We start from the raw sequence: 13,576 nt of genomic DNA on the forward strand, positions 1-13,576 counted from the left end.
CACCTGCGTGGTTCTGCCCAACGGTCATGGTGTTCATCCCGTGCGTGGGTGGCCTGAGCCACAACGAAGTCGAAGACGTGCTTCCCGAAGATGTGCGCCAGGGTGCGGATGTGTTGCTCAATGCGGTGCTGGCGCGCGCGCTAAAAACTGAATAGACACAATCCCCTGTGGGAGCGAGCCTGCCCGCGATGAACGATAACGCGGCCCACAAGCGCCGTAAGGCACTTGCCATAGCCCTTACGTTAACGTAAAGATTGCGGCAGGGCGCCGACGTATGAAGGCGCAGGGCGGATGACCCGGAGCGCTTGATGACGCTAATAAAAACAAACTCCCCCAAACTGCATCGCGAAGCCCGGCTGGCCCGGGAAAAGCTGCACCTGGAAGGCGAAGTGCCGGATGGCGTCCTGCGTGCGGAAATCGATGCCTCGTGGCGACGCAGCCTGAGCCATGGCGTGCATTTCAATGCCAAGCACGAGCTGGCGCTGGAATCGAGTGCCAGCCTCGACGTGCTGCTGGCCAGCAACCGCTTGCTGATCGATGCCGCGTTGCCGTCGATCGATTACCTGGCCGAGCGTCAGGGCAAGGAAGGGCTGATCATCCTCGCCAACTCCGATGCCACCATCCTCGCCGTCGAAGGCCGCGCCGACCGCCTCAAGGGCAGCGGCTTGCAGGACATCACCCTCGGCGCCTGCTGGAGCGAAGCCGTACGCGGCACCAACGCCCTCGGCACGGCACTGGTGGAAGCCCGGCCGACCCTGATCGATTGCGGCGAACATTACCTGGATCGCCTCAGTGATTTTTCCTGCACTTCGGTGCCGATCCATTGCCCCCAGGGCGACATTCTTGGTGTCCTCGACCTGACCCGCGAAGGCCCGCTCGGCCGCGCCCACGACAGCACCGCGCTGCTGGCGATGGCGGTCAGCCAGATCGAAAGCCGGGTGTTCAACGCCAGCTATCCGGACGAAATCGTCCTGGCCTTCCACAGCCGCCGACAATATCTGGAATCGCCGTGGCAAGGCTTGCTGGCCGTGAGCCTCGGCGGGCAGATCCTCGCGGTCAGTGCCCAGGCCTGCCAGTTGCTCCACGCCGAGCGCTCGGCCCTGGTCGGCCGGCGTTGCGAGGAGTTTCTCGGCGTCGATGGCCTGCAGCTGTTGGCGCGCCTGCATCAGGGCGGGACCGGCAGCCTGCAAACCGCCAAGGGCGAATTCTTCTACAAGACCCTGCGTGCGCCGCAACGCACGATCAACGTCGGCAACCCGCCGCGCACTGCCGCGAAACCGGCCAAGGCGCAACCGGACCTGGAAGCGCTCGCCGGCAGCAATACCCGCTACGCCCGTGCCTTGCGCATGGCCCGGCAAGGCCTGGCCAATGAACTGCCGGTCTTGTTGTTGGGTGAAACAGGCACCGGTAAAGAGGTGATCGCCCGCGCCTTGCACATGGCCGGAACGCGCTGCGATAAACCCTTCGTGGCAGTGAACTGTGCGGCCATTCCCGAAGGCCTGATCGAGTCCGAACTGTTCGGCTATCGCGAAGGCGCGTTCACCGGTTCACGCCGGGGCGGCATGGTTGGGCGCCTGCAACAGGCTCACGGCGGCACCTTGTTCCTCGATGAGATCGGCGACATGCCATTGGCCTTGCAGGCCCGGTTGTTGCGGGTGTTGCAGGATCGCAAGGTCGCGCCCCTGGGCGCTGGCGAAGAGCAGGACATCGACGTCGCGCTGATCTGCGCCACCCACCGTGACCTCAAGCGTCTGGTGGAGGAAAAACACTTTCGCGAGGACCTGTTCTACCGGGTCAACGGCATCAGCGTGATGCTTCCGGCCCTGCGCGAACGCGAAGATTTCGCCGCGCTGGTCAGTCGCATGCTGACGACACTGGGTGCACCCACCGTGGTCCTGCACGACGATCTGAATCGCTTGCTCGGCGGTTATCACTGGCCGGGCAACATCCGTCAGCTGGAGATGGTCCTGCGCACCGCACTGGCCATGCGCGAACCGGGTGAAACCGTGCTGACCCTCGACCACTTGCCCGACAGCATGCTCGACGAATTGACCGCCAGCGAACGGCCCCAGGCCGGCAGCATCCGCGAAAACGAACTGGAGCTGATTCGCCAGTCCCTGGACACCCATCAGGGCAACGTCTCGGCCGCCGCCGACGCCCTGGGCATCAGCCGCGCGACCCTGTATCGCAAGCTCAAACAGTTGCGCTCGTGATGCAACGCCTGATCGTTCGGCTGATCGACAGCCAGAACCCCGAGGCGCTGCAAGCGTCGCTGCGCTGGCTGTACAGCTTCGTACGCCCTCATCGGTTGGCGATTGCCGGGCTGCTGGGTTTGTCGGTCTGCGCTTCAGCGTTGGTGCTGGTGCAACCCTGGCTGACCAAGCTGCTGATCGACGACGGCCTGCTGGCGCGCAACTTCCCGATGCTGGTCATGATCGCCGGGCTGATGATCGTCGCCGGGTTGCTGGGCACGGCGCTGTCGGGCATCAACCGCTACCTGCACACGCGCCTCTCCGGGCGCATGCTGTTTGCCCTGCGCGATGACCTGTATCGGCATCTGCAAACGCTGTCGCCGGGCTTTTACGGGCAGCGGCGCATCGGCGACCTGATGTCGCGCCTTGATGGCGACGTCGCGGAAATCCAGCGGTTTGCCGTGGACTCGCTGTTCTCGGCGGTGTCGAGCGTGATCGGCCTGGTGGTTGCCATTGCGATGCTGTTGACGTTGTCCTGGAAGCTCTCGTTGCTCGCCCTCGTGCTGATTCCCCTCGATGTCCTCTGGCTGCGCTGGATGCGGCGCAAGGTCGAGCGCGATGTGCGGCAGTTGCGCGAGCGTTCGGCGGACATGTCGTCGTTCATGGTCGAGACATTGCCGGTCATGAAGTTCATCCAGTCCGCCGGCCAGCAACAGCGCGAAGCACGGCGCCTCGAGACGCTGGGGCAGGGCTACATGAGCCAGTTGCTGCGCCTGCAGGTCACCGAGTTTTTCACCCAGGCCGTGCCCGGTACGCTGACCTCGCTGTCCCGGGCCTGCGCATTCCTGATCGGCGGTTACTGGGTGGTGCAGGGTACCTGGCAGCTCGGTGCCCTGATTGCGTTTTCCACCTACCTGGGCATGGCCGTGGGGCCGGTTCAGAGCCTGCTCGGGCTCTATGTCGCGATTCAGCGGATGACCGTCAGCCTCGGCCGGGTCATGGAATTGCGCGGCGAACAACCAACCGTGTTGACGCCTGCCACGCCCCGCCCGATGCCCCCTGGCGGCGATCTCTGGTTCGACAGCGTGCACTTCGCCCATCCCGGGCGCCAGTCGACCCTGCGTGGCATCGAAGCGCGGATTCCCTACGGTTTGAAAGTGGCCCTCAGCGGCGGCTCGGGCGTGGGTAAATCGACCCTGATCGATCTTTTGCAGCGTCATCACGATCCGCAATCGGGCCGGGTGCTGCTGGGCGACGTCGATGTGCGCGAACTGGACCTGTTCCAGTTGCGTCGGCGCATTGCCGTCGTCAGCCAGGACATCGTGCTGTTTCGCGGCAGCCTCGCCGACAACCTGGCCTATGCGGTGCCGGACGCCAGCCGCGAGGCGATTGCCGAAGTGGCGCGGCTGGCGCAACTCGACAGCCTGATCGAGTCCTTGCCCGAAGGCCTCGACAGTCCGTTGGGCGAGCGGGGCCAGCAGTTGTCCGGTGGCCAGAAGCAGCGCATCGCGATTGCCCGGGCGCTGTTGCAGGACCCTTTGATCCTGGTACTCGATGAAGCCACATCCGCGGTGGACGAAGCCACCGAGCGCGAAGTCATCGACGCCATCGACCGTTTGTTTGCCGCACGCACGCGCATCCTCATCAGCCATCGCCCTTCAACGCTGGCCGATGCCGATCTGCGTTTCGAGCTGCTCGACGGTGTACTGACCTCGAAAACGGTGCTGCATGAAACCTGAGTTGCGCATTGGTGTGGTGGACAGCGGCCATTCGGCGGCACAACGGCTGCAAGTGATCGCCGGTCGGCGTTTTTCGTTACTTGAAGACGGCCTGGCCGAAGGCGACTTGCGCGACGATCCGCTGGGGCATGGCAGTGCGGTGATCGAGGCCATCGGCCGGCGTGCACCCTCGGCGCTGTTTTGCGTGGCCCAGGTGTTCGACCAGCGGGGCGTCACCAGCGCCCTGCAGATCGCCACGGCGATTGACTGGCTGCTGACGCAAAACGTGCGGCTGATCAATCTGAGCCTTGGCTTGCGTCAGGATCGCAGCCTGTTGCGCGCGGCTTGCGCGGCGGCGGTGGCCCGGGGCGTGTTGCTGTGTGCGTCGAGTCCGGCCCAGGGCGAAGGAGTGTTTCCGGCCAACTATCCGCAAGTGTTGCGGGTGACCGGCGATGCGCGGTGCGCCGAGCAGGAATGGTCGTGGCTCAACAGCGCCCAGGCGGATTTCGCCGCGTGTGTGCAGGGCACCTATCCGGGGCAATCCGGGGCGAGCCTCGGTTGTGCTGCGTTGAGCGGACACATCGCCAGTTTCCTCGCCGAACAGCCCGGTGCCAGTAATGAACAAGTCATCGAGTGGTTGCGTGAACAGGCCCGTTACCGTGGCCCCGAACGGCGATTCGGGCCATGACCGACATCGTCATTCTGGGTGCCGGGCCGGCGGGGGCCGCAGTTGCGCTTGGGCTTCGGCGACTGGGCCATGGTGTCACGCTGATCAGTGAATGGCGCCGGTTTGCGGCGCTCGAAGGTGTGTCCGTGCGGGTGCTGGAAGCCTTGCGCAGCGCGGGCCTGCAGCACGCAATGGCGGATGCGGCGCTGCCGTCCCAGCGCCAGGTCTCGTGGAATGGCCAGCAGCATGCGCAGAACGTTGAGTACTTGCTCGACCGTCCGGTGTTTGACCGGGGCTTGCGCGAGGATTTGCGCCTGGCAGGGGTTGAGCTGATCGAAGGCCGGGTGCTGACGGTTCAATCATCGGCCAACAGCCATCGAATCGAAATCGACGGCCGCGAACCGCTGTTCGCAGCGTTTCTGGTCGAAGCCCGCGGACGGCAGGCTCCGGCTCTCGGCAAAGGCTTGCGCGGCCCCGAGACGGTCAGCTTGCTCAATCGCTGGCAAGGATCGCCAGGCAGCACCGCCAGCGCCGTGGAAAGCCTCGAGGACGGTTGGGCGTGGATGGCGCGGCGCGCCGACGGCCAGTGTTACTGGCAATGGACGGTGGACGTGGCCAGTGCCGGGTTGCCGGGCAAGGCGCAATTGCTCGATTACTGTCGGCAGCGGCGCCATGCATCGACGCTGGCCAACGCATTTTTTGCAGGCCTGGCGGAAGCTGATCTGCAACTGCACGCCCGCAGCAGCACGGCGATCCTGAGCCCGCAGGTGTGTGGCGAAAACTGGATTCGGGTCGGCGATGCGGCAATGGCCGTCGACCCGCTGTCGGGCAACGGCATCTTTCAGTCCCTGTCTTCGGCATTGCAGGCGCCGGTGGTGATCAACACGCTGCTGTGCAAGCCCGAACGAGCGGCCCTGGCCCAGCGTTTCCACCAACAGCGGGTGGAACAGTTGTTCTTGCGTTTTGCGCGGATCGGCCGGGATTTCTATGCCGATGAACAGCGCTGGCCGCAGCAGCCTTTCTGGCAGGCACGACGACACTGGCCTGATGCCGAAGTGGCCCATGCCGAGGCAGATTTCAATGCGCTGAAGATCGAGCGGGCGCCGGTGTTGCGTGATGGCCTGGTCGACGAGGCCGAGGTGGTGATCACGGTGGATCAGCCGTTGGGCATCTGGCATGTGCAGGGGGTTGAGGTGGCGCCGTTGGTGCGGCGGTTGATGCGCAGTGAGCCGGCGGATCAGGTGTTGGCCGGGTTGACGGTGGAGCAGGGGCGGATGGTTCGCGGGTGGTTGTTGGCTCAGGGATTCAAGCCCTGATAGTTGCGGTGACAGGTCTGGCCCCTTCGCGAGCAGGCTCGCTCCCACATGGGAATGCGTTCCACTGTGGGAGCGGGCTTGCCCGCGAAGGCGGCCTAAAGAGCGCTACAAATCACAACTTGATCAACACCGACTTAAGCTCAGTGTAATGCTCGATCGCCGCATACCCCATCTCACGCCCGACCCCGGACATCTTGTAGCCGCCGAACGGCAGCGCCGGGTCCAGGGCGCTGTGGCAGTTGACCCACACCGAGCCTGACTTGATGCGCGGAATCATCCGGTGCACCGCCGCCAGGTCATTGGACCAGATGCTCGCCCCCAGGCCGTAGGGGCTGTCGTTGGCCATGCGCAAGGCATCGGCTTCATCGTCGAACGGAATGGCCACCAGTACCGGGCCGAAGATTTCTTCCTGCACCAGCGAGTGCTTCTGGTCGACGTCGACAATCACCGTCGGCTTGACGAAGAACCCCGGGCCGAACTGCTCACCACCGCAGGCGATGGTCGCGCCGCTTTCCCGGCCCTTTTCGATGTACCCGTAGACACGCTCCTGCTGCCGCGCCGAGATCAACGGCCCCATTTCAACGCTCGGGTCCAGGCCGTTGCCGAGTTTCATGGCATTGGCGATATCGCTGATGTCCGCCACCACATTGTCGAAATGCTTGCGCTGCACATACAGCCGCGAGCCCGCGCAGCAGACCTGGCCCTGATTGAAGAAAATCGCACTGGCGGCCCCGGCTGCGGCGGTCTTCAGGTCGGCGTCGGCCATGACGATGGTCGGCGATTTACCGCCCAGTTCCAGGGTGACCCGGGTCATGGAGTCCATGGCGATCTTGCCGATCTGCTTGCCCACGGCGGTGGAGCCGGTGAAGGTTAGCTTGTCCACCAGCGGGTTATGGGTCAGGGCCGAACCTGCGGTGATACCGGTGCCGGTGACCACGTTGAACACGCCTTCGGGATAGCCGGCTTCCAGCACCAGCTCGGCGAGTTTCAGTGCGGTCAGCGGGGTTTCGTCGGCGGGTTTGAGCACCACGGTACAACCGGTGGCCAGGGCCGGACCGAGTTTCCAGCAGGCCAGCAACAGCGGGAAGTTCCAGGCGACGATGGCGCCGACCACGCCCACCGCTTCGCGACGGATGAAGCTGTGGAACTGGTCGTTGGGCATCAGCGGTGCCGATACGTCGACCGTGGAACCTTCGATCTTGGTCGCCCAACCGGCCATGTAGCGCAGGAAGTCGATGGACAGCTGCACGTCCATCACCTGGGCCACGGCCGCGCTTTTACCATTGTTCAGGCATTCCAGTTGCGCCAGCAGTTCGGCGTCGCGCTGCATCAGGTCGGCGAGTTTCCACAGCAGGTTCTGCCGCTCCCGGGGGCGGGTTCGGGTCCAGGCCGAATCGTCGAACGCCTGGCGGGCGGCGAGTACCGCGCGGTCGACATCTTCTGGCGTTGCCCGTGGCACCACGCACAACACCTCACCGGTGGCCGGGTTGTGCAGGGGCATGGTCTGGCCGTCGGCGGCCTCGACCCAGTCACCGCCGATCAGCATGCGCGGGGCGCGTTGGATGAATGCCGAAGTGGCGGGAAGCACGTTTGGGAGCGACATTGGCGAGGCCTCTTGTTGTTCGTGAGAACCGGGCTTTCGCAATGGCTGTGCCAAGTCCTGCAAAGCGCCGGTCGGCCTTTGCCGGGCGGGTTTTTCCGGCGGCTGGTGCAGGCGGGCGTGCGGGGTGTTTGTCGCAATTCGCGACACCCGGTGAGACGACGAGCAACCCGTTTGCGATCTTGAGAGCACCCCCGGCGAGGACTAGAATTTTCTGGTTGGGCGGGTGAAATGACGGAGCATTTTCCCGGCAGTACCTCTGGCGTGAGGGAGACAGCGATGATCCTTTCAACTCTGGAAATTCAAAACATCATTGAGCACAGTTTTCTGCCATCGATATGCACCTGCAGCGTGGCGCCGGATCAGTCCCTGACCATTCGCGTGTGCGATTGCATGACCGGCAAGGTGGACCTGGTGGCGACCCGCGTTCCGCTGTGGGAGCTGGACACGCCCCACGCGATTGCGACGCTGGTGGTGCAGATGCAACAGGAAATCAACGCGCACAAAGGCGTGCAACCGACGTTCTTCAGTTGAACCGAGCACATGCCGCGCCACGCAGGTGGTGCGGCGCTCGCCCTGGAAAAATCCTCCCCCGGCATTCGCCCGACATACTTTCCTGCTGGCTGGACAAGCCCCGTCGATCGGCGGGCGCCGAGCCGATTCTGGCCGGGCAACTATGCTGTCTCAGACTGCAACAGCTGTCGCGAAACTAGACGCCGTTCATCGCGTCCAGGCATGGCCCAATGCGGTCAAATCAACGCAAGTGATTGATAAAAAAGCTTATCGGCAAGCTGGCACGCTCTGTGTATTGCACATCTCAGACGTTTCTCTTGCCTCCGTCGGCGAATCAAAGCCGACGGCAGAAACCATAAAAACGATAAGCCACAACAATAAGAACGCACCGTGCGAGGTTCGACGTTGATGAAGAGAAAACTCCGATCAGGCATGAGCGCCAGCCTGCTGGCCGTAGCCGCTTGTGTAGCGCTGCATTCGCCTCATAGCCTGGCAGCCCGCGACGCCCAGACCATCCTCAAGGAAACCTGTCAGGGCTGTCACACCCCCGAAGCCGATAACGCCCTCAGCCGCATCAGCCACCAGCGCAAGTCGCCGGAAGGCTGGCTGATGAGCATCGCCCGTATGCAGACCATGCACGGTTTGCAGATCAGCGATGACGACCGTCGTACGCTGGTCAAGTACCTGGCCGATACCCAGGGCCTGGCGCCGAGCGAAACCGACGGCGTGCGCTATGCGCTGGAGCGGCGGCTCAATACCGTCGAGCACTTCGATGACCAGACCAGCCAGATGTGCGGCCGCTGCCACTCCGGTGCGCGGGTGGCCCTGCAACGGCGTCCGGCCCAGGAGTGGGAACGCCTGGTGAATTTCCACCTCGGTCAGTGGCCGTCCCTGGAGTATCAGGCGCTGGCCCGGGACCGCGACTGGTTCGACATCGCCCGCAAAGACATGGTGCCGCTGCTGGCCAAGCGTTATCCGCTGGACAACCCGGCCTGGAAAAAATGGCAGAGCGTGGCGCCCAAGGCCGATGCGCTGGTGGGCGGCTGGAGCTTCAGCGGTCACTTGCCGGGCAAGGGTGAACTGGCCGGTGTCATGACCGTGAGTGCCGATGGCAGCGACACCTTCAAGGTCAGCGTCAAAGGCCAGTACGCCGACGGCAGCCCGTTCAATGGCGACGGCAGCGCGATTCTCTACACCGGCTATGAATGGCGCGGCAACGTGACCATCGATGGCGTGACCATGCGCCAGGTGTTCGCCGCCCAGGGCAATGCGATGCAGGGCCGGATGTTCGAGGCCGAGCACGACGAGCGCGGCCTGGACTTCGTCGCCGCCAAGCAGGGTTCCCAGCGTTTGCTGGCGGTGCAACCGGGCTACGTGAAGGCCGGCAGCGAAACCGAAGTGACCCTGATCGGCAGTGGCCTGACCGGCAAACCGAACTTCGGCAAAGGCGTGGAAGTGGTCGAAGTCATCTCGCAGAGCCCGGAGCAGATCAAAGTCAAACTCAAGGCTGCGGCCAATGCCCAATCGGGGGCGCGCGCGGTCACTGTCGGTACGCTGAAAGGCCCGCAGCTTTCGGTCTACAGCAAGATCGACGCGGTCAAGGTCGTGCCGGAGTTCTCGGTGGCGCGGATTGGCGAGGGCGGCGGCTCGACGCCGAAAGTCCAGGGTCGCTTCGATGCCGAGGCCTGGGGCAAGGGCGCCGACGGCAAGCCGTATCGCATCGGCGTGTTCCCGGCGCAGTGGAAGGTCGAGGCCTTCGACGACCGCGCCAAGGAAGATGAAGACGTCAAGTTCGCCGGCACCATGCAGGCTGACGCCGGCGTATTCACCCCGGGCGATGCCGGGCCGAACCCGGCGCGCAAGATGTCCACCAACAATGCCGGCAACCTCAAGGTGATCGCCGCCGTCGACGACGCAGGAAAATCCCTGACTGGCGAGGGCCACATGATCGTGACCGTGCAACGCTGGAACAATCCACCCATTCCGTGATGTTGAAACGTGAGCTTGGCTGACAACGTTTTCAGACACTTTTCGGAATGACCGCAAGCCCCGCAAAACGGGGCCTGCACAGGAGGTTTGCCATGGGCGCTATCTTGAATCTGGTCGAACGCAACCTGCACGAAGTGCAGGTCGATGCCGACCGCATGCTGTTTCACATCCCCAGCAGTTCGCTGTTCGCCAGCGATGAACTGACGGGTACCATCATCGATACCCTGCGCGGTCCCGGCTGTTCTTCGGACGACCTGATCCAGCGTCTGGACGGGCGTTTCAACGGCGAGGAAATCACCGAGACCCTGCGCGAGCTGATGGCTCTGGAACTGGTCAGCGACGGCTCGCCGCTGACCCCGGACATCGCGACCAAACGGGTCGAGCGCACGGCGATCAACACCGTGGTACTCAACGTCAACACCGGCTGCAACCTGAGCTGCACCTACTGCTACAAGGAAGACCTCGACAAGCCGTCGGCCGGCAAGAAAATGGACGTCGAGACGGCGATTGCCTCGGTGGAAATGCTGCTGCGCGAATCCCCGGACGAAGAGCGTTTCACCGTGGTGTTCTTCGGCGGTGAACCGCTGAGCAACCGCAAGCTGATCGAGTACATGGTCGATTACTGTGAGAGGCGTTTTCGCGAGGCCGGCAAGTTCGTCGAGTTCGTGATGACCACCAACGCCACGCTGCTCACCGAAGAAACCGTGGACTACCTCAACGCCCACCGCTTTGGTTTGTCAGTCAGCATCGACGGGCCGAAAACCGTGCACGACCGCAACCGCATCACCGTGGGCGGGCAGGGCACCTATGACGTGGTGCGGCGCAAGGCCGAGATGCTGCTGTCGCGCTACAACAGCCGTCCGGTGGGGGCGCGGGTGACCCTGACCACCGGCGTGACCGATGTCGAAACCATCTGGGACCACCTGTTCAACGAACTGGGGTTCGCCGAAGTCGGCTTTGCCCCGGTGACCTCCGGCGACATCAGCAGCTTCAACCTCACCAGCGATGAACTGGTGCAGGTGTTCGCCAACATGAAAAAACTCGGCAAGCGTTACCTGGAAGCGGCACTGGAGCACCGCAACATCGGCTTCTCCAACCTGCACCAGTTGATCACCGACATCCACGAAGGGCACAAGAAAGCCCTGCCGTGCGGCGCGGGCCTGAAGATGCTGGCGGTGGATCACAAGGGCGAGCTGAACCTGTGCCACCGTTTTACCGGTTCGAGCCTGCCGACCTTCGGCAACGTGCACAGCGGTGTGAAACAGGTGGAGTTGAACGACTTCCTGTCCCAGCGCCTGGACCGCACCAACACTGGCTGCGAAGACTGTCAGATCCGCAACCTGTGCTCCGGTGGCTGTTACCACGAGAGCTACGCCCGCTACGGCGATCCGACGCACCCGACCTATCACTATTGCGAACTGATGCGTGACTGGGTCGACTTCGGCATCGAGGTCTACACCCGGATCATGGCCAATAACCCTGCGTTCATCAGCAGTTACATCACTCCGCGCAAGGCTCACTGATATGAAACATCTCAAGGCAATCAATAACAAAGCGTTGAAGCTGGATCAGGCCGCGGACGAGAACCGCATTGAAGAAGTGGTGGCCATGAGCTCGGTGGCGGGCTGTGCCTCGACCACCGACCCGGGCTGGGAAATCGATGCGTTTGGCGGTGTGTCGTCGCTGTGCCAGCCGATGGAAGCTGACTTGTATGGCTGCTCCGACCCTTGCTGGTGGCCGGCCCAGGTGCCCGACATGATGAGCACCTACCCGGACTGGAACAAGGATGCGCAAGCCTCCAACGACAACTGGCGCAACCTCGGCACTGTCTTCCCGAAAGACAAGTGATCAGATAAGAAGAAGGATTCCAGCATGCACAGCATCAAAGCCTGCGGCCTGGCCGCGTTCGCCGTCCTGAGCACCTGTTCGGTCAATGCTCTGGCTGATGAAAACACTGCTCTTCAGGATGGTCACGAGTACATGTTGACCACCAATTACCCGAACAACCTGCACGTGATCGACCTGGCCACCGACACCCTGTTCAAGACCTGCAAGATGCCTGACGCCTTCGGCCCCGGCACCGTGCAACTGTCGCCGGACCGCAAGACTGCCTACGTGCTGAACAATCACTATGCGGATGTCTACGGTGTCGAACTGGACAACTGCAAGCAGGTGTTCCACGCCAGCATCACCCAGAAGCCGGGGGAGAAAGCGCGGTCGATGTTCGCCTTCACCCTCAGCCACGACGGCAAGGAACTGTTCACCGTCGCCAACCCGACGCTGATGATGAACGATCACTATGAAGTGCAGCAGCCTCGGCTCGATGTGTACAAGACCGACGGTGGCATGGACGCCAAGCCCGTGCGCAGTTTCCCGGCGCCGCGCCAGCTGACCATCATGCAGAGCGGCGACGATGGCACGCTGTACGTGGCGGGGGCGGATGTCTACAAGGTCAACGTGCAGACCGGCAAGTTCGACGTGCTGATCCCCAGCCGGCACTGGAAACGCCCGAACTACAGCGCGCCGGACGTGCTCTACGTGTGGAACCAGCAGACGTACCGGCATGACTTCTCGTTGCTGTACACCGCGGCGAAGTTCAAGGACAAGAAACAGGATCCGGCCACCGCTGAATACCTGTACGGCCTGTTCAGCGTCGACCTGAAGACCGGCAAGACCGAAACCACCGATTTCGGCCCTTTGACGGAGATCTACTTCAGCGGCATGCGTTCGCCCAAGGACCCGAACCTGATGTTTGGCGTGCTCAACCGACTGGCCAAGTACGACATCAAGCAGAAGAAAATGCTTCAGTCCGCCACGCTCGATCATTCCTACTACTGCATTTCCTTCAACAAGGACGGCAGCAAGATCTACCTGGCCGGGACGTTCAACGACGTGGCGATCTTCGATGCCGACAGCCTCAAGCAGATCGGCAGCATCAAGATGCCGGGCGGGGACATGGCGATTACCACGGCGCAGGTGTTTGTCCGGTAAATCGTGGCGTCTGAACTGACGCTATCGCGGGCAAGTCGAATCGTCGCACCGCCGCCCCCACAGGTTTTGTGGTGAAGCTGCAATCTTTGGCATCACACAAACCACTGTGGGAGCGGGCTTGCCCGCGAAGAGGCCCTCAAGAACACCACAAAATCAAACCCCCGGCACCGGACACCCCAGATCCCCCTCCTGACACTTCAGGTAAGTCTTGAGCGTCTGCACCCGCGCCCTGGTCAATTCCGTCACGCAATTGCCGTAGATCAGCGGATACACGCTCCCGCCTTCCACCCCGGACGCCGAGAACTTGCACTCGGCATCGCGAAACGCAATCCACGACCGCTGGGCCCCCACCAGCAACTTCTTGCTGTCGGGATTGCCCTTCAGGCGCGCAGTGATTTGCTGGTAAAGCGCATTCAACTCCTTGTCCGCCGCCGCATGCTGCTGCGCCGCGCACTGGTTCATCGTGGACTGGTCGGTGGCGTTGTCGCAGTTCACGGCAGCATCGGCCAGGGAGGTGAACAACAAAGGCGTCAGCGCCAGGAGAAAACGTATGTGCATGGCAGAAGCTCGCTGTGACAGGGGAAGTTTGG

The 13,576-nt window shown here is 63.0% G+C and carries 11 protein-coding genes and 1 pseudogene; 10 read left to right on the plus strand and 2 right to left on the minus strand.

The window, feature by feature from the left end; all coding sequences use genetic code 11:
* Positions 1-5: 5 nt before the first annotated feature.
* The 5 genes and pseudogenes from ACLD1X_RS05550 to qhpG all read left to right on the plus strand — a co-directional run.
* A pseudogene (locus tag ACLD1X_RS05550) lies at positions 6-155 on the plus strand (Zn-dependent hydrolase); the annotation flags it as partial.
* 153 nt (positions 156-308) lie between these two features.
* Entirely contained in the window at positions 309-2,213 is a 1,905-nt protein-coding gene (locus tag ACLD1X_RS05555; protein ID WP_429366478.1) for a sigma-54-dependent Fis family transcriptional regulator, read from the plus strand.
* Positions 2,213-3,931: an ABC transporter ATP-binding protein gene (locus ACLD1X_RS05560; RefSeq protein WP_429366479.1), complete on the plus strand. Its 1,719-nt coding sequence runs from the start codon at positions 2,213-2,215 to the stop codon at positions 3,929-3,931. The genes ACLD1X_RS05555 and ACLD1X_RS05560 overlap by 1 nt, the downstream gene beginning before the upstream one ends.
* The gene (gene qhpE / locus ACLD1X_RS05565; protein ID WP_429366480.1) at positions 3,921-4,598 is read left to right on the plus strand and encodes a subtilisin-like serine protease QhpE; all 678 of its coding nucleotides are present in this window, start codon (positions 3,921-3,923) and stop codon (positions 4,596-4,598) included. The genes ACLD1X_RS05560 and qhpE overlap by 11 nt, the downstream gene beginning before the upstream one ends.
* Entirely contained in the window at positions 4,595-5,893 is a 1,299-nt protein-coding gene (gene qhpG / locus ACLD1X_RS05570) for a flavin-dependent monooxygenase QhpG (RefSeq protein ID WP_429366481.1), read from the plus strand. Before qhpE ends, qhpG begins: the two co-directional genes overlap by 4 nt.
* Before the next feature lie 112 nt (positions 5,894-6,005).
* On the opposite strand, the gene ACLD1X_RS05575 is transcribed toward qhpG, so the two are convergent.
* Positions 6,006-7,496: an aldehyde dehydrogenase family protein gene (locus tag ACLD1X_RS05575; RefSeq protein WP_429366482.1), complete on the minus strand. Its 1,491-nt coding sequence runs from the start codon at positions 7,494-7,496 to the stop codon at positions 6,006-6,008.
* Positions 7,497-7,772: 276 nt separating this feature from the next.
* On the opposite strand from ACLD1X_RS05575, the gene ACLD1X_RS05580 reads away from it, so the two are divergent.
* From ACLD1X_RS05580 to peaD, 5 genes are all read left to right on the plus strand, one after another.
* Positions 7,773-8,027: a DUF1652 domain-containing protein gene (locus ACLD1X_RS05580; RefSeq protein ID WP_429366483.1), complete on the plus strand. Its 255-nt coding sequence runs from the start codon at positions 7,773-7,775 to the stop codon at positions 8,025-8,027.
* Between the two features lie 387 nt (positions 8,028-8,414).
* Complete coding sequence (gene peaA / locus ACLD1X_RS05585) at positions 8,415-9,995, plus strand: quinohemoprotein amine dehydrogenase subunit alpha (protein ID WP_429366484.1); 1,581 nt, start codon at positions 8,415-8,417, stop codon at positions 9,993-9,995.
* 92 nt (positions 9,996-10,087) lie between these two features.
* A complete protein-coding gene (peaB, locus tag ACLD1X_RS05590) occupies positions 10,088-11,518 on the plus strand; it encodes a quinohemoprotein amine dehydrogenase maturation protein (protein WP_429366485.1) in 1,431 nt (476 codons plus the stop codon).
* Position 11,519: 1 nt separating this feature from the next.
* Positions 11,520-11,843, plus strand: coding sequence for a quinohemoprotein amine dehydrogenase subunit gamma (gene qhpC / locus ACLD1X_RS05595; RefSeq protein ID WP_008016081.1), 324 nt, complete (start codon positions 11,520-11,522; stop codon positions 11,841-11,843).
* Between the two features lie 24 nt (positions 11,844-11,867).
* Positions 11,868-12,986, plus strand: coding sequence for a quinohemoprotein amine dehydrogenase subunit beta (gene peaD / locus ACLD1X_RS05600; RefSeq protein WP_429366486.1), 1,119 nt, complete (start codon positions 11,868-11,870; stop codon positions 12,984-12,986).
* A 153-nt stretch (positions 12,987-13,139) separates the two neighbouring features.
* On the opposite strand, the gene ACLD1X_RS05605 is transcribed toward peaD, so the two are convergent.
* Positions 13,140-13,544, minus strand: coding sequence for a lysozyme inhibitor LprI family protein (locus ACLD1X_RS05605; RefSeq protein WP_429366487.1), 405 nt, complete (start codon positions 13,542-13,544; stop codon positions 13,140-13,142).
* Between the last annotated feature and the right edge of the window lie 32 nt (positions 13,545-13,576).

The sequence above is a fragment of the Pseudomonas sp. 18173 genome (genome assembly GCF_050432945.1).
GTDB lineage: Bacteria > Pseudomonadota > Gammaproteobacteria > Pseudomonadales > Pseudomonadaceae > Aquipseudomonas.